Genomic DNA, 16,687 nt, shown 5'->3' on the forward strand with positions numbered 1-16,687 from the left:
CTCAGTGCGCCCAGCGCAGCACGAGCGGATCGAGCCGGCGCGCGATCGCGATCAGCTCCGCGCGCGTGTCCGGATGCAGTTCCGGCATCGGATGCCGCGGCCGCTCGCACGCGATCACGCCGCCTTCGCGCATCAGCGCCTTCGCGGTGAGGATCCCGGACTGGCGGTTCTCGTGATTGATCAGCGGCAGCCACGCCTGATAGCGCGCGAACGCATCGTCGTGCCGCCCTTCGCGGAAGGCTTCGAGGATCGGCCGGATGCCGTCCGGAAACCCGCCGCCCGTCATCGCGCCGGTCGCGCCGGCATGCAGGTCGGCGAGCAGCGTGATCGCTTCCTCGCCGTCCCACGGCCCTTCGATCGCGTCGCCGCCGAGCCGGATCAGCTCGCGCAGCTTGTTCGCCGCGCCGGGCGTCTCGATCTTGAAGTACGCGACCTGCTCGATCTCGCGCGCCATCCGCGCAAGGAACGGCGCGGACAACGCGGTGCCGCTCGCGGGCGCGTCCTGGATCATGATCGGAATGTCGATCGCGTCCGACACGCGCGCGAAGAAGTCGAAGATCTGCGCTTCGGGCACGCGGAACGTCGCGCCGTGATACGGCGGCATCGCCATCACCATCGACGCGCCGAGCTGCTGCGCGCGCAGGCTGCGCGCGGCGCACACCTGCGTGCCGTAGTGCGACGTCGTGACGATCACCGGCACGCGGCCGGCGACGTGTTCGAGGATCGTGCGCGTGAGCACGTCGCGTTCGTCGTCGGTGATCGCGAATTGCTCGGAGAAGTTCGCGAGGATGCACAGGCCGTCGGAGCCCGCGTCGATCATGAAGTCGACCGCGCGCTTCTGGCTCGCGAGGTCGAGCTCGCCGGTGTCGGAAAACGTCGTCGGGACGACGGGAAAGATGCCGCGATAACGCGGCGTGCTGCTCGATGTCATGGTTCGGTCCTGCATCGGCCTCGAGGCGAGGCCATCAAGCGTTCACGGTTTCGTATCGCCACTTCGCATCGCGCGGAACATCGCCCGCGCCCGCCTGCCGCTCAATGCGAATGACTCGGCACGTCGGCGCCGCGCATGCCGACCAGGAAGTCGAGGTCGCACCCCTCGTCGGCCTGCAGCACGTGATCGATGTACAGCCGCGCGTAGCCGCCCTTGCCGAGCTGGCCGGCCACGCCGGGCGCCGCGGTCGGATCGACGTCCGACAGGCGACGTTGCAGTTCGTCATCCGTAATGTCCAGGTGCAGCGTGCCGGCGTCGCAGTCGAGTTCGATCCAGTCGCCGTTGCGTACGGCGGCCAGCGGCCCGCCCGCGGCGGCTTCCGGCGCGACGTGCAGCACCACCGTGCCGTAAGCCGTGCCGCTCATCCGCGCATCCGAGATCCGCACCATGTCCTTGACGCCCTGGCGCAGCAGCTTCGGCGGCAGCCCCATGTTGCCGACCTCGGCCATCCCCGGATACCCGCGCGGCCCGCAGTTCTTCAGCACCAGCACCGAGCTGGCATCGACGTCGAGCGCTTCGTCGTTGATCGTCGCCTTGTAGTGATCGAGGTTCTCGAACACCACCGCGCGGCCGCGATGCTTCAGCAGCTCGGGGCTCGCCGCCGACGGCTTCAGGACCGCGCCGCGCGGCGCGAGATTGCCGCGCAGGATGCAGATGCCGCCGTCCGCGATCAGCGGCCGGTCGAGCGGGCGGATCACCTCGTCGTCGTAGTTCGGCGCTTCGCGCACGTTGTCCCACAGCGACTTGCCGTTGACCGTCAGCGCGTCCGGGTGCGGCAGCAGCCCGCCTTCGCCGAGCCGGCGCAGCACGGCCGGCAGCCCGCCCGCGTAATAGAACTCCTCCATCAGGAAGCGCCCGGACGGCATCAGGTCGACGATCGTCGGCGTGTCGCGGCCGATGCGCATCCAGTCCTCCAGCTCGAGCGGCACGCCGATGCGGCCCGCGATCGCCTTCAGGTGGATCACCGCGTTGGTCGAGCCGCCGATCGCCGCATTCGCGCGGATCGCGTTCTCGAACGCGGCGCGCGTCAGGACCTTCGACAGCACGAGCCCTTCGAGCGCCATCTCGACGATACGGATGCCGGACATGTGCGCGAGCACGTAGCGGCGCGAATCGACGGCCGGAATCGCGGCGTTGTGCGGCAGCGCGACGCCGAGCGCCTCGGCCATGCACGCCATCGTCGACGCGGTGCCCATCGTGTTGCAGGTGCCGGCCGAGCGCGACATCCCGGCCTCGGCCGACAGGAAGTGGTGCAGGTCGATCTCGCCCGCCTTCAGCGATTCATGCAACTGCCACACGGCCGTGCCCGAGCCGATGTTCTTGCCTTCGAGCTTGCCGTTCAGCATCGGCCCGCCCGACACGACGATCGCCGGCACGTCGCAGCTCGCCGCGCCCATCAGCAGCGCCGGGGTCGTCTTGTCGCAGCCGGCGAGCAGCACGACCGCGTCGATCGGGTTGCCGCGGATCGCTTCCTCGACGTCCATCGACGCGAGGTTGCGCGTGAGCATCGCCGACGGCCGCAGGTTCGATTCGCCGTTCGAGAACACCGGGAACTCGACCGGGAAGCCGCCGGCTTCCGAGATCCCGCGCTTCACGTGTTCGGCGAGCTTGCGGAAGTGCGCATTGCACGGCGTCAGTTCGGACCACGTGTTGCAGATGCCGATGATCGGCCGGCCGTCGAACTCGTGATCGGGGATGCCCTGGTTCTTCATCCAGCTCCGGTACATGAAGCCGTTCTTGTCGTTCGTGCCGAACCATTGGGTGGAGCGCAGCCTGGGTTTTGTTGCCGACATCGTCAGTCCTGTGGTGACGGGATACCGGCGCAGTCTAGGCAGAATTTTGATAACTGGCTAATGACGTTTTAGGCGATTACGATATCGATTCCGATATCGATATAAACCCGTACGATGCAAGAAGCCAGCCCGTGGGGAAACCGCAACCGCCTGAAGACCCGCCAGCTCCTGCTGCTCGTCGCGCTCGCCGACGAAGGCAGCATTCACCGCGCGGCGGCCGCGCTGAACATGACGCAGCCGGCCGCGTCGAAGCTGCTGCGCGAGCTCGAGGAATCGATCGGCGCGGTGCTGTTCGAGCGGCTGCCGCGCGGAATGCGGCCGACGCTGTATGGCGACGTGCTGATCCGCCACGCGCGTGCGGCGCTCGGCAGCCTCGATCAGGCGCGCGAGGAACTGGCCGCGCTGAAGGCCGGCCATCTCGGGCACGTGGCGGTGGGCGCGATCACGTCGCCGGGGCTGCGGCTCGTGCCGCCGGCCGTCGCCGCGGTGAAGGGCACGCATGCGAACGTGCGCGTGTCCGTTGCGATCGACACGAGTAATGCGCTGCTCGAACACCTCGCGCAGGACAAGCTCGACATCGTGCTCGGCCGGCTGTCCGCCGAACACGACAAGCTGCACCTGCGCTACGAGCCGCTGACCGGCGAGCCGGTCGCCGCGGTCGTGCGGCCCGGCCATCCGCTGCTCGCGCAGGCGCCGCTGTCGCTCGCCGACGTGCAGCGCGCCGCGTGGGTGATGCCGCCGGCCGGCAGCGTGCTGCGCCATCGCTTCGAGCTCGTGTTCCAGCGCGCGAGCCTGGCGCCGCCCGCAAACGTCGTCGAGACGGCCGCGCTGCTGTTCATCACGCAGCTGATCGAGCAGAGCGACATGATCGCGGTGCTCGCGGAAGATGTCGCGCTGTACTACGCGCGACACGGGATCGTCTCGGTGCTGCCGCTGGAGATGGATTGCCGGATGGACGATTTCGGGATCATCACGCGCACCGACCGGCTGCATTCGCCGGCTGTCGAGGTGATGGCGGATGCGATTCGGGCGGCGGCGAGGGAGGTTTACGGGGTCGGGGTGTAACGCGGCGCGGGCCGGTTTCGTCCGGCCCGCGTGCCGCGTTGCGGTTACGCCCGGCGCGCAGCGAACCCGGCCCGCTCCAAACGTGGCATCACCCCGCCGCGCACTCGATCACCGGTTCGCACCGGATCGGGAAATTCACCGAATTCGCCACATAGCACTTCGCATGCGCGTCATGATGCAGCCGCTCGGCCAGTTCGCGGTCGTCGCCCGCGCGGATCGTCACACGCGGGTGCAGCACGATTTCGGTGAAGCGCCCCGGCTCGGGGCTGTCGAGCATCGTCGCTTCGGCGTCGTCGACATACGCGAGCACGCGGACGCCCGCATCCGAACACAGATGCAGATACCAGAGCTTGTGGCACGCCGATACCGACGCCAGCAGCAGGTCTTCCGGATTCCAGCGCGCCGCGTCGCCGCGGAACGCCGGATCCGACGAGCCCGGGATGTCCGGCTTCGAACCCGCGCGGATCACATGATCGCGGCCGTATTCGCGATACCCCGACGTGCCGGTGCCCCGGTTGCCGGTCCACTCCACTGCTACGCGGTACTTGTGTTCGCCATGCGCCATCTCGCTCTCCTCTGCTGTCGGAACGTGAGGCCGTCATTGTGGCACCGGAATGTCGTTTGGTATACCATTATTCCAAAATGAGGAACCCGGAAGCATGGAAGCCAGACCCGATTCCACGGCGGACGCCGTGGCCGCATCGTTGCGGGAGATGATCATCAACGGCGAGTTGCACGCAGGTGAGCGGCTCGTCGAGCGCGACCTCGCCGAGCGCTTCGGAATCAGCCGGATTCCGATGCGCGAGGCGATCCAGCGTCTGGAGCGCGAAGGCTTGCTGGACATCTTCCGCAATCGCGGCGCGGTCGTGCGGATGCTGAGCGCGTCCGACGTGCAGGAAATCTACGACATGCGCGCGCTGCTCGAAGGCGATGCCATCTACCGCAGCGTGAAGCGGCTCGACGACGAAACGCTCGCGCGTGCCGAACTCGTGCACCGGCTGCTCGGCGAATCGAACGTGCCGCGCCGGCAAGGCGAACTGAATCGCGAATTCCATGCGTTGCTGTATTCGTGCTGCGACAACGCGCGGCAGTTGAAGGCGATCGCGGAACTGCGCAGCCAAGTCGAGCGCTACGAGCGGCTGCAAACCACGTTGCTCGCGGATACGCCGTCGTTCCAGGTCGAGCACGACGCAATCCTGCAAGCATGCCGCGAACGCAATGCACGTGGCGCCCGCGCGATGACGGTCGCGCATCTCGATTCGGCACGGCGCATCGTGATGCGGCTCGTCGAAGGCGGGTGACGATGCCGGGCGATCCGGCCCGGCCTCGTCATTGCATCCACCGGTTCGCGGCCCGCCCCATGTGCAGCTTCCAGCCCGCGCCCGGTACCGGAAAAACTCGCGCCCCCGTCGGCGTCTACGCCATCGCGCGCCGCCCCGGCGCCGCGCCCGTCGTACCCCGCACCATCAGCCGCGGCACCGGCGCCGTCCGCACGCGCGATGCATCGTCGATGTGCCCGCCCGCCTCGCGCAATGCGTTGAGCAGTTCGACCGCGAGCCCCGCGGCCTCGGCGGTCGGGATCGCAACGGTCGTCAGCGTGGGACGCGTGTCGCTGGCCAGATGGATATCGGTGATGCCGACGATCGACAGATCGTCGGGCACGCGCCGGCCGCGATCGGCCGCGGCGTGCAGCGCGCCGATCGCGGGCAGGTCGTTGGTCGCGACCAGCGCGGTCAGCTCCGGATGCGCGTCGAGCAGCCAGCCCGCCGCGCGCACGCCGCCTTCGATCGAATCGGGTTCGGCCGCGACGATCGACGCGTCGAGCCCGGCTTCGCGCATCACGTCGACGAAGCCGTCGTAGCGCGCCGCCTGCACGCCGCTCGCCGAGCCGCCGACGATCACGCCGATCGTCCGGTGCCCGAGCTCGAGCAGATGCCGCGTCGCGATCCGCCCCGCCTCGCGGAAATCCACGGCCACGCACGGCAACCCGTCGGGCGGCGCATCGGGCCGCTCCCACAGGCACAGCACGACCGGCACGCCGCGCCGCGCGACGTCGACGAGATCCGGCAAATGCAGGTTCGCGTTGGTCACGAGAATGCCTTCGGAAATCGTGCCGGCGATCTGGTCGAGATACGCGCGCCCCTGCAACGGATCTTCGTTGGTATTGCAGACGATCAGGAATTGTCCGTTGCGGCGCACCGCGCGTTCGACCGCGAGCGCGAATTCCGGATAAAACGGATTGGCGATGCTCGACACCATCAGCGCGACCGTCGGCGCGCGCCCTTCCGCCAGCGCCCGCGCGGCCAGATGCGGCCGGTAGCCGAGCGCCTGCACGGCGTCGAGCACCCGCGCCCGCGTGGCTTCGCCGACCCGGCCGCGGTTGCGCAGCACGTTCGAGACCGTCGCGGCCGTCACGCCGGCGCGGCGGGCCACTTCATCGAGTGTCGCCATGATGTGTCCACTATATGAGATGCCGATCCAGTATTTGCTTCGCTCACCGAAGCGGCGCACTATCGCCGCACACCCTGCCGCCCGATCAACGGGCGCGACTCGGCCACGATCGCTATCGGCGCTTTTTTTGATCGCGATGGTTAAGCGCTTAAGCATCGATGAGAGCGCATTAGAACATGGAGCGGAGACAATGGCGAGCATCTCGATGCGGCGCGTGCAGAAAGCCTACGGCGAGCACGCGCCGGTCATTCGCGACGTCGATCTGGAGATCGGCGCGCACGAGTTCTGCGTGTTCCTCGGTCCGTCCGGCTGCGGCAAATCGACCCTGCTGCGGATGATCGCGGGCCTCGAGGACCTGAGCGACGGCGAGCTCTCGATCGACGGCCGCCGCGTCGACGACGTGCCGGCCGCCGAACGCGGCGTCGCGATGGTGTTCCAGAGCTACGCGCTGTTTCCGCACATGACGGTCTACGAGAACATGGCGTTCGGGCTGAAGCTCGCGCGCGTGCCGAAGGCCGAGATCGACCGGAAGGTGCGCGACGCCGCGCGGATCCTGCAGCTCGACACGCTGCTCGAGCGCAAGCCGAAGGCGCTGTCGGGCGGCCAGCGGCAGCGCGTCGCGATCGGTCGCGCGATCGTGCGCGAGCCCGGCGTGTTTCTGTTCGACGAACCGCTGTCGAACCTCGACGCGGCCTTGCGCGGCCAGACGCGCATCGAGATCGCAAAGCTGCACCGGCAGTTCGAACGCGCGAGCGTCGTCTACGTGACGCACGACCAGACCGAGGCGATGACGCTCGCCGACAAGATCGTGCTGCTGCACGCCGGCGCGGACACCGCGCGGCACGGCAGCATCGCGCAGGTCGGTGCGCCGCTCGACCTCTATCACCATCCGGCCAGCCGCTTCGTCGCCGGCTTCATCGGCTCGCCGCGAATGAACTTCCTGCCGGCCATCGTCGTCGCCTGCGACGCGCAGCGCACGATCGTCACCGTCGTGCCGTCCGGCGAAACCTTCACGCTGGCTCGCGACGGTTCCGCGCTCGCGGTCGGCGCGGCCGTCACGCTCGGCATCCGCCCCGAACACCTGACGCTCGGCGCCGCGCACGACGCGACCACGCTCGCGCGCGACGTCGTGCTCGTCGAGCGTCTCGGCGAGCAGACCTACGTTCACCTCGACCAGCCCGGCGGCACGCCGCTGATCGCGAAAGTGCCCGGCGACGCGCCGTTGCGTCGCGGCGAGCGCGTGCACGCGCATGCGCCGGCCGCGGCCTGCCACCTCTTCACCGAAGACGGCCGCGCGCTGCCCGCGTGCGCCGACCTTCCCGTCCACCATTACGCATAAGGATCGGCATGCGCCTCGGAGTCTGTTACTACCCGGAACACTGGCCGGAATCGATGTGGGCCGACGACGCCCGCCGGATGAAGGCGCTCGGCATCGCGCAGGTGCGGATCGCCGAATTCGCGTGGAGCCGCATCGAGCCGTCGCCGGGCGAATACGACTGGGGCTGGCTCGACCGCGCGGTCGACGTGCTCTCCGCGGCCGGTCTCGAGATCGTGATGTGCACGCCCACCGCGACGCCGCCGAAGTGGCTCGTCGACCGTCACCCCGACATCCTCGCGATCGGCGCGGACGGCCGGCCGCGCACGTTCGGTTCGCGCCGCCACTACGACTTCTCGTCGCTGACCTATCTCGACGCGTCGCGCCGCATCTGCACGGCGGTCGCCGAACGTTACGGTCGCCACCCGGCCGTGCGCTACTGGCAGACCGACAACGAGCTCGGTTGCCATCAGACGGTCGTCAGCTATTCGCCCGCCGCGCTCGTGCGTTTTCGCGCATGGCTGCAGGCGCGCTACGGCACGATCGACGCGCTGAACCGCGCGTGGGGCACCGTGTTCTGGAGCATGGAGTATCGGCATTTCGACGAAGTCGACGCGCCGGTCGGCACCGTGACCGAAGCGCATCCGTCGCACCGCCTCGACTACCGGCGCTTCGCGTCGGACGAAGTCGCGCGCTATCACCGGATGCAGGTCGACGTGATCCGCGCCCATTCGCCGGGCCGCCCCGTCGCGCACAATTTCATGCAGCTCTTCACCGAGTTCGATCACTACGAGGTCGCGCGCGACCTCGACGTCGCGACGTGGGACAGCTATCCGCTCGGCGCGCTCGAGGAGCAATGGTTCGCGCCCGACGTAAAGGCGCGCTGGCTGCGCACCGGCCACCCGGATTTCGCGTCGTTCAATCATGACCTCTATCGCGGGATGTCGAAGCTGCCGTTCTGGGTGATGGAGCAGCAGCCGGGGCCCGTGAACTGGGCGCACTGGAATCCCGCGCCGCTGCCGGGCATGGTGCGCCTGTGGAGCTGGGAAGCGTTCGCGCACGGCGCCGGCTGCGTGTCGTACTTCCGCTGGCGGCAGGCGCCGTTCGCGCAGGAGCAGATGCATGCGGGCCTGCACACGCCGGACGATCGACTCGACGAGGGCGGCCGCGAAGCACAGCGCGTCGCGCACGAGATTGCCGCCGTGATCGGCGCCGATGCCGACGCGAACGGCGCCGTGCGTGCGCCCGTCGCGCTCGTGTTCGACTACGAAGCGAAGTGGCTGCTCGAAGTGCAGCCGCAAGGCGCCGATTTCCACTACCCGCGCTTCGCGTTCGAGTACTACTCGGCGCTGCGTTCGCTCGGCCTCGACGTCGACATCATTTCCGCGCATGCGCCGCTCGACGGCTACCGGCTCGTCGTCGTGCCGCCGCTGCCGATCGTGCCGGACGACTTCGCGGCGCGGCTCGCCGCCTCGGGCGCGCATGCGGTGTTCGGGCCGCGCACCGGTTCGAAGACCATCGACCTGCAGATTCCGCCGACGCTGCCGCCCGGCCCGCTCGCCGCGATCCTGCCGATGCGCGTGTGGCGCGTCGAATCGCTGCGGCCGAACGTGACCGAGCGGATCAACGGCACGCTGCGCGACGGCTCGCCGCTCGCCGGCGACGCACGCCACTGGCGCGACCTCGTCGAGCTGCACGACGACGCACGCAGCGCCGTGCGTGCACGCTTCGCCGACGGTCATCCGGCCTGCGTGTCGCATGGCACGCTGCACTACTGGGCCGCGCTGTTCGACGATGCGACCACCGCGCGCCTGTTCGCCGACGTCGCGGCCGAAGCCGGCCTGACACCGTCGCCGCTTGGCGACGGCGTGCGCGTAAGCCGGCGCGGCGGCCTGACCTACGTATTCAACTACGGCGGCACGCCGCACACGATCGATGCGGTGCCGCCGTCCGCGTTCGTGGTCGGCGCCGCGCAGGTCGAGCCGCAAGGCGTCGCCGTGTACCGAAGCCGTTCGTAGCAACCGCCCCCGGCGCCGCGACGCGCCGGTCAAGCACAACGACACACAGGAATGGAGACATACATGACACATCGCCCCCTTCGCGTCGCCGCCCGGCTTGCGACCGCCGCCGCCATCGCGTTCGCTTCGTTCGGCGCCGCGGCGCCGGCCGACGCGGGCACGCTGACGATCAACATCGCGTTCAAGGGCGCCAGCCAGCGCGCGGTCTGGCAGTCGACGCTCGAGGCGTTCCACAAGGCCCATCCCGACATCGACGTGAAGCCCACCTTCGTCGACGAGGAAGCGTACAAGGTGCAGCTCCCCGCATGGCTCACGACCGTCGCACCCGACGTCGTGAACTGGCACGCGGGCGAGCGAATGGCGTACTACGCGAAGCGCGGGCTGTTCGAGGACCTGAGCGGCGACTGGGCGAAGAACGGCTGGGGCGCGATGTACGCGTCGACGCGCGACGCATCGTCGTACAACGGCAAGCAGTACGCGGCGCCGACCGTCTATTACTCGTGGGGGCTGTTCTATCGCAAGGACCTGTTCCGCAAGGTCGGCATCGCGGACGAGCCGAAGACCTGGGACCAGTTCCTCGACGCATGCAGGAAGCTGAAGGCGGCCGGCATCACGCCGGTCGCGGTCGGCGGCCGCGACGCGTGGACACTCGCCGGCTGGTTCGACTATCTCGACCTGCGCCTGAACGGCAATGCGTTCCACCAGCAGCTGATGGCCGGCGACGTGCCGTACACCGACCCGCGCGTGAAGAAGGTCTACACGACGTGGAAATCGCTGATCGATTCGGGCTATTTCATCGACAACGCGCTGTCCTACGATCTCGACGGCGCGCAGCCGTTCCTGTTCCAGGGCAAGGCCGCGATGATGCTGATGGGCACCTTCATCGCCGCAGGCTTTCCGCCGAACGTGAAGCAGGAAATGGGCTATTACCGCTTCCCGATCATCGACCCGAAGGTGCCGACCGCCGAGGACGGCCCGGTCGAATCGCTGCACATTCCGACCAAGGCGAAGAACAAGGCCGACGCGCATACGTTCCTCGCGTTCGTCGAAACGCCCGAGATGGGCGCGAAGCTCGCGGAAGGGCTCGGCTCGCTGTCGGCCAACAGCAAGTCGCCGGAACCGGCCGATCCGATCTCGCGGATCGGCTTCCGGATCCTCGCCGATACCCGTGGCGGCGTCGCGCAGTTCTACGACCGCGACATGACGAAGGAAATGGCCGACGAAGGGATGAAGGGGATGCAGCAGTTCCTCGCGAATCCCGCGCAGCTCGATACCGTGCTCGCGCAACTCGAGCAGACCCGCAAGCGGATCTACAAGAAGTAACCGCGTGCCCCTGCGGCGGCTCCGTGCCGCCGCGTCCGCCCAGGAGGCTTGCCGTGTCCAGTCCGATCACGTCCAGACCCGTCGAAACGCCTGCCGCACCGGCCGCCGCCGCGCCGCCGGCCGGCAGGTCGCCCGCCGCACTGCGCGCGCGTCGCCCGTCGCCGGCCGTGCGGCGGCAACAGCGCGCCGCGTGGCTCTTTCTCGCGCCCGCGTGCGCAATGGTTGCCGTCTATGTGATCTGGCCGATCCTGTCGACGCTGTGGCTGAGCCTCTGCAACTGGGACGGGATGACCGAGCGCACGTTCATCGGTCTCGCGAACTACGCCGAGCTGCTGCACGCGCCGACGTTCTACACCGCGCTGCGCAACAACGTGATCTGGCTCGCGCTGTTCATGCTCGCGCCGCCGCTCGGCCTCGCGCTCGCGCTGTACCTGAACCAGGCGGTCGCCGGCATCCGGCTCGTGAAGTCGCTGTTCTTCGCGCCGTTCGTGCTGTCGGGCGTGGTCGTCGGCCTGATCTTCTCGTGGTTCTACGATCCGACCTTCGGGCTGCTCGCGCTGATTGCCGGACACGGCATCCCGGTGCTCGGCGATGCGCGCTACGCGACGTTCGGCATCGTGTTCGCCGCGCTGTGGCCGCAGACCGCGTACTGCATGATCCTGTACCTCACCGGCCTCACGTCGGTGAACCCGGAACAGATCGAAGCGGCGCGGATGGAAGGCGCGCGCGGCTTCGCGCTGCTGTGGCACGTCGTGCTGCCGCAGTTGCGGCCGACCACGTTCATGGCGATCGTCGTCACGGTGATCGGCGCGCTGCGCAGCTTCGACCTGATTTCGGTCATGACGGGCGGCGGCCCGTTCGAGAGCTCGACCGTGCTCGCGTATTACATGTACGACCAGGCGATCAAGTACTACCGGCTCGGCTATTCCGCGGCGATCGCGGTCGTGCTGTTCGCGATCATGCTCGTCTACATCGTGTTCCAGTTGCGCCGCATGCTGCGCAACGAGCAGTGACCTGACTTTCCGGGGATGCCTTCATCATGTTTCCGACACCCGTTGCCCACTGGAAGCCGGTATCGCGCCGGCTGTACAAGCTGTCGCTGCCCGTCGCGCTGGTGATCTGGCTGCTGCCGATGATCGCGGTGTTCGTCACGTCGGTGCGCTCGACCGAGGAACTGGTCGAAGGTCACTACTGGGGCTGGCCGCGACACTTCTCGATGATCGAGAACTATCGCGACGCGCTGACCACGTCGCCGATGCTGCATTACTTCTGGAACAGCGTGCAGATCACGGTGCCGTCGGTGCTCGGGTCGATCGCGCTTGCCGCGATGGCCGGGTTCGCGCTGGCGACTTACCGGTTTCGCGGGAATGCCGCGTTGTTCGGGACGTTCGTCGCGGGGAATTTCGTGCCGGTGCAGGTGTTGATGATTCCCGTGCGGGATTTGTCGCTCAGGCTCGGGGTATTCAATACGGTCGAGGCGTTGATTCTCTTTCACGTCGCGTTTCAGACGGGGTTCTGTACGCTGTTTCTGCGGAATTTCATCAAGCAGTTGCCGTTCGAGCTGATCGAGGCGGCGCGGATCGAAGGCGCCGGCGAATGGACGGTGTTCTGGCGGATCGTGTTGCCGTTGATCCGGCCGGCGTTGGCGGCGCTTGCGATTCTCGTGTTCACGTTCGTGTGGAACGATTATTTCTGGGCGCTGTGTCTCACGCAAGGCGACGAGGCCGCGCCGATCACCGCGGGGGTGGCGGCGCTGAAGGGACAATGGACGACGTCGTGGAACCTCGTCTCGGCCGGGTCGATTCTCGCCGCGTTGCCGTCGGTCGCGATGTTCTTCGCGATGCAGAAACATTTCGTCGCGGGGCTGACGTTCGGGGCGACCAAAGGTTGAATTCGCGCTGACCGCCGATCGTCAATCGCGAATTCGGATCTCCCCCTCTTCATCGAGAGGATTGCCCGCTTCGGCGGGCTTTTTTTCGTTCCGCGCAGCGTGCCGTGACGCGCGGCGCCCGTTCTCCGCACGCCTGGCGAACAATGCCGAAGCGCGTCTGTTACGCGTCGCCCGGCGGCCCTCCCGCAACCTCGCCTCCACGGCCCCGATGTTCCTCTCGTGCGCGACCAGCATCACCGACAACGCGTGGTGGCCCGCGATCGAGGCCGGCGCGGAAGCGATCGTGCTGGCGGCGAGCGGCTGCGGCGCGTTCGTGAAGGAATACGGCGACCTGTTGCGCTCCGACCCCGTCTATGCGGACAAGGCGCGGCGCATCAGCGCACTCGCGCGCGATCTCGCGGAAGTCGTCGCGGCCGAGCCGCTCGACGCGCTGGCCGATGCGACGCAGCGCCGCGTCGCGGTTCATTGCGCGTGCACGCTGCAGCACGCGCAGCGGCTCGGCGGCGCGGTGGAACGCACCCTGACGCGGCTCGGCTTCGATCTGACGAATGTCGCCGACGGCCACCTGTGCTGCGGCTCCGCCGGCACCTACGCGCTGACGCAACCCGAACTCGCCACCAGACTGCGCGACAACAAGCTCGACGCACTCGAAGCCGCGCGGCCGGACCTGATTGTCACGGCCAACATCGGCTGCCAGACTCACCTGAACGGCGCGGGCCGCACGCGCGTGCGCCACTGGATCGAGCTCGTCGACAACCGACTCGTCAACTGACCGCTGATTCCGGAGGGAACGCCATGAAAACGAAGCCCGAACTCGAACTCGCCGACGTCGACCGCATGCTCGCCGCCGCCCGTGCGGAGGCCGAGCGTCACGGCTGGGCCGTGTCGATCGCCGTCGTCGACGACGGCGGCCACCTGCTCGCGTTCGCGCGCCTCGATGGTGCATCGGCGGCCAGCGCCTGCATCGCGCAGGACAAGGCGCGCGCGGCGGCGCTCGGCCGTCGCGAGACGAAGGCGTATGAGGATATGATCAACGGTGGCCGCACGGCGTTTCTGAGCGTGCCGCTGACAGGATTGCTCGAAGGCGGCGTGCCGGTGACGGTGAGCGGCCGTATTGCGGGCGCGATCGGTGTATCCGGCGTAAAGTCCGAACAGGACGCGCAGATCGCCCGCGCCGGCACACAAAGCGTCGCGGCATAACCAGCCAAGCCGCGCGCGATTTTTTCCCCGGGAGGAATCACGATGATCGACCAAGCAGGACTGCAAGTCGCGCCAGCGCTGAGCCAGTTCATTGAAAACGAAGCACTGCCGGGCACCGGTATCGACAAGGCCGCCTTCTGGAGCGGTTTCTCGGCCCTGGTGCACGACCTCGCGCCGCGCAACCGCGAACTGCTCGCGGAACGCGACCGCCTGCAGTTGGAACTCGACGCGTGGCATCGCGCGCACCCCGGCCCGGTGCGCGACCATGCCGCGTATCGCGCGTTCCTCGAACAGATCGGCTACCTCGTGCCGGTCCCGTCGAACGTCGCGGCAGCCACCGCGAACGTCGACAGCGAGATCGCGACGCAGGCCGGCCCGCAGCTCGTCGTGCCGCTGTCGAACGCGCGCTATGCGCTGAACGCCGCGAACGCGCGCTGGGGCAGCCTGTACGACGCACTGTACGGCACCGACGCGCTGCCCGAGGACGGCGGCGCCGAACGCACCTCGGCCTACAACCCGACGCGCGGCCAGCGCGTGATCGACTACGCGCGCGACGTGCTCGACAACGCGGCGCCGCTCGCGAGCGGCTCGCACCGCGACGCGCTGCGTTATCGCGTGGAGGACGGCCAGCTCGCCGTCGAAACCGGCAAGGGCGTCGTGCACCTCGCGCAGCCGGCGCAGTTCGTCGGCTATCAAGGCGCGGCGGGCGCACCGTCCGCGATCCTGCTGAAGCACAACGGCCTGCACCTCGAGATCCAGATCGACGCGTCGACCCCCATCGGCCGCGCCGATCTCGCGAACGTGAAGGACGTCGTGCTCGAAGCCGCGGTCAGCACGATCATCGACTGCGAGGATTCGGTCGCGGCGGTCGACGCCGACGACAAGGTCCAGCTCTATCGCAACTGGCTCGGCCTGATGCAGGGCACGCTGGTCGAGGAAGTCGCGAAGGGCGGCAAGACCTTCACGCGCCGCCTGAACGCCGATCGCGCATACACGACGCCGGCCGGCGGCACGCTGACGCTGCACGGCCGCTCGCTGCTGTTCGTGCGCAACGTCGGCCACCTGATGACCAACGGCGCGGTGCTCGACCGCGACGGCAACGAGATTCCGGAAGGCATCCTCGACGGCGTCGTCACGGTGCTGTGCTCGCTGCACGACCTGAAGGCGAAGCGCAACTCGCGCACGGGCTCGATCTACATCGTGAAGCCGAAGATGCACGGCCCGGTCGAAGTCGCGTTCGCCGACACGCTGTTCGCGCGCATCGAGGACCTGTACGGCCTGCCGCGCAACACGCTGAAGATGGGCATCATGGACGAGGAGCGCCGCACCAGCGTGAACCTCGCCGCCTGTATCGCGGCCGCCGCCGCGCGCGTCGCGTTCATCAACACCGGCTTCCTCGATCGCACCGGCGACGAGATGCACACCGCGATGGAGGCGGGCCCGATGATCCGCAAGGGCGACATGAAGTCGTCGGCGTGGATCCAGTCGTACGAGCGCAACAACGTGCTCGCGGGCCTGTCGGCCGGCCTGCGCGGCCGCGCGCAGATCGGCAAGGGCATGTGGGCGATGCCGGACCTGATGCACGCGATGCTCGAGCAGAAGATCGCGCATCCGCGCGCCGGCGCGAACACCGCGTGGGTGCCGTCGCCGACCGCCGCGACGCTGCACGCGCTGCACTACCACCTCGTCGACGTGCAGGCCGTCCAGCAGGAACTCGAGAAGACGCCGTATGCGAGCGAACGCGACGCGCTGCTCGAAGGCCTGCTGACCGTGCCGGTCGTCGAACGCGCCGAGTGGAGCGAGGCCGAGATCCTGAGCGAAGTCGAGAACAACGCGCAGGGCATCCTCGGCTACGTCGTGCGCTGGGTCGAACAGGGCGTCGGCTGCTCGAAGGTGCCGGACATCCACGACGTCGGCCTGATGGAAGACCGCGCGACGCTGCGCATCTCGAGCCAGCACATCGCGAACTGGCTGCGCCACGGCGTGATCACCGAGGCGTTCGTGCTCGACGTGTTCAAGCGGATGGCGCGCGTCGTCGATCAGCAGAACGCCGGCGACCCGAACTATCGCCCGATGGCGCCCGGCTATGACCAGTCGACGGCATTCAAGGCCGCGTGCGCGCTGGCGCTGCAGGGCACGTCGCAGCCGAGCGGTTATACCGAGCCGCTGCTGCATCGGTTCCGGCTCGCGTACAAGGCGCAGCAGCACGGCGCGTAAACCCTTGCATGCGGGCTTTCCCGCATGCGGTTTCGCGAAACGGGCGGCCATCGTGGCCGCCCGTTTTCATCTGCGAATTCACGCGGACACCGAAATCGATAATCGGTCCGTATCGCACCGCTTCAAGTTCCCGCTTCACCGGCCGTTAAAACGGTAAAACCGGCGACCGTGGAATGCGCGCCGCTCCGCGCCTGGCGCAAAGCCTTGCACCGCAACGCTCCACGCGCGATTGGCAAGTATTGGTCACGGCGATAATTTGATCCGGATCAACGGTCCGCAACATTCTCCGCGTATACAAATACGCGCGTTATACTCGGAACAATCCGCGCCGCCCGATTCGTCGGATCGTCGAATCGCGGCCAATCCTCCCGGTGAATGGAGCGATTTTTGCGGTTTATCCGGCCGCAATCTTGGATGATCGGC

At 68.1% G+C, this 16,687-nt stretch carries 13 protein-coding genes and 1 pseudogene; 10 read left to right on the forward strand and 4 right to left on the reverse strand.

From position 1 onward, the window contains the following. Nucleotide 1: 1 nt before the first annotated feature. Complete coding sequence (locus tag WS49_RS13370) at nt 2–931, reverse strand: dihydrodipicolinate synthase family protein (protein ID WP_059528961.1); 930 nt, start codon at nt 929–931, stop codon at nt 2–4. A gap of 101 nt (nt 932–1,032) precedes the next feature. Beyond that, nucleotides 1,033–2,784 carry an IlvD/Edd family dehydratase gene (locus WS49_RS13375; RefSeq protein WP_059528963.1) on the reverse strand — a complete coding sequence of 584 codons (1,752 nt, stop codon included), beginning with the start codon at nt 2,782–2,784 and terminating at the stop codon, nt 1,033–1,035. 114 nt (nt 2,785–2,898) lie between these two features. Here WS49_RS13375 and WS49_RS13380 point away from each other — a divergent pair, with 114 nt between their 5' ends. Next, on the forward strand, nt 2,899–3,849 hold the full coding sequence (locus WS49_RS13380) for a LysR family transcriptional regulator (protein ID WP_059528966.1): 951 nt from the start codon (nt 2,899–2,901) through the stop codon (nt 3,847–3,849). Between the two features lie 88 nt (nt 3,850–3,937). Here the strand turns inward: WS49_RS13380 and WS49_RS13385 are convergent, their stop codons facing one another. After that, nucleotides 3,938–4,414, reverse strand: coding sequence for an OsmC family protein (locus WS49_RS13385; protein ID WP_059528969.1), 477 nt, complete (start codon nt 4,412–4,414; stop codon nt 3,938–3,940). Nucleotides 4,415–4,508: 94 nt separating this feature from the next. On the opposite strand from WS49_RS13385, the gene WS49_RS13390 reads away from it, so the two are divergent. After that, complete coding sequence (locus tag WS49_RS13390) at nt 4,509–5,150, forward strand: GntR family transcriptional regulator (protein WP_059528972.1); 642 nt, start codon at nt 4,509–4,511, stop codon at nt 5,148–5,150. A gap of 115 nt (nt 5,151–5,265) precedes the next feature. Here WS49_RS13390 and WS49_RS13395 read toward each other — a convergent pair whose 3' ends face one another. Beyond that, nucleotides 5,266–6,300, reverse strand: coding sequence for a LacI family DNA-binding transcriptional regulator (locus WS49_RS13395; protein WP_059528975.1), 1,035 nt, complete (start codon nt 6,298–6,300; stop codon nt 5,266–5,268). A 190-nt stretch (nt 6,301–6,490) separates the two neighbouring features. Here WS49_RS13395 and WS49_RS13400 point away from each other — a divergent pair, with 190 nt between their 5' ends. The 8 genes and pseudogenes from WS49_RS13400 to WS49_RS13435 all read left to right on the forward strand — a co-directional run bounded on the left by WS49_RS13400 (nt 6,491) and on the right by WS49_RS13435 (nt 16,264). Beyond that, entirely contained in the window at nt 6,491–7,639 is a 1,149-nt protein-coding gene (locus tag WS49_RS13400) for an ABC transporter ATP-binding protein (RefSeq protein WP_059528979.1), read from the forward strand. A gap of 8 nt (nt 7,640–7,647) precedes the next feature. Further along, nucleotides 7,648–9,633, forward strand: coding sequence for a beta-galactosidase (locus tag WS49_RS13405; RefSeq protein WP_059528982.1), 1,986 nt, complete (start codon nt 7,648–7,650; stop codon nt 9,631–9,633). Nucleotides 9,634–9,696: 63 nt separating this feature from the next. Further along, nucleotides 9,697–10,956 (forward strand): ABC transporter substrate-binding protein, encoded by a 1,260-nt coding sequence (locus WS49_RS13410; protein WP_059529124.1) that lies wholly within the window; start codon nt 9,697–9,699, stop codon nt 10,954–10,956. Nucleotides 10,957–11,009: 53 nt separating this feature from the next. After that, complete coding sequence (locus WS49_RS13415) at nt 11,010–11,969, forward strand: carbohydrate ABC transporter permease (RefSeq protein ID WP_059528985.1); 960 nt, start codon at nt 11,010–11,012, stop codon at nt 11,967–11,969. A gap of 26 nt (nt 11,970–11,995) precedes the next feature. Continuing rightward, complete coding sequence (locus WS49_RS13420; protein WP_039318652.1) at nt 11,996–12,847, forward strand: carbohydrate ABC transporter permease; 852 nt, start codon at nt 11,996–11,998, stop codon at nt 12,845–12,847. Nucleotides 12,848–13,088: 241 nt separating this feature from the next. After that, nucleotides 13,089–13,619, forward strand: a pseudogene (locus tag WS49_RS13425) (heterodisulfide reductase-related iron-sulfur binding cluster); the annotation flags it as partial. 23 nt (nt 13,620–13,642) lie between these two features. Continuing rightward, the gene (locus tag WS49_RS13430) at nt 13,643–14,047 is read left to right on the forward strand and encodes a GlcG/HbpS family heme-binding protein (protein WP_059528988.1); all 405 of its coding nucleotides are present in this window, start codon (nt 13,643–13,645) and stop codon (nt 14,045–14,047) included. Between the two features lie 42 nt (nt 14,048–14,089). Beyond that, nucleotides 14,090–16,264: a malate synthase G gene (locus WS49_RS13435; RefSeq protein ID WP_059528991.1), complete on the forward strand. Its 2,175-nt coding sequence runs from the start codon at nt 14,090–14,092 to the stop codon at nt 16,262–16,264. Nucleotides 16,265–16,687: the final 423 nt, after the last annotated feature.

The sequence above is a fragment of the Burkholderia sp. RF7-non_BP4 genome, from assembly GCF_001521935.1.
In the GTDB taxonomy this organism is placed as follows: domain Bacteria; phylum Pseudomonadota; class Gammaproteobacteria; order Burkholderiales; family Burkholderiaceae; genus Burkholderia; species Burkholderia diffusa.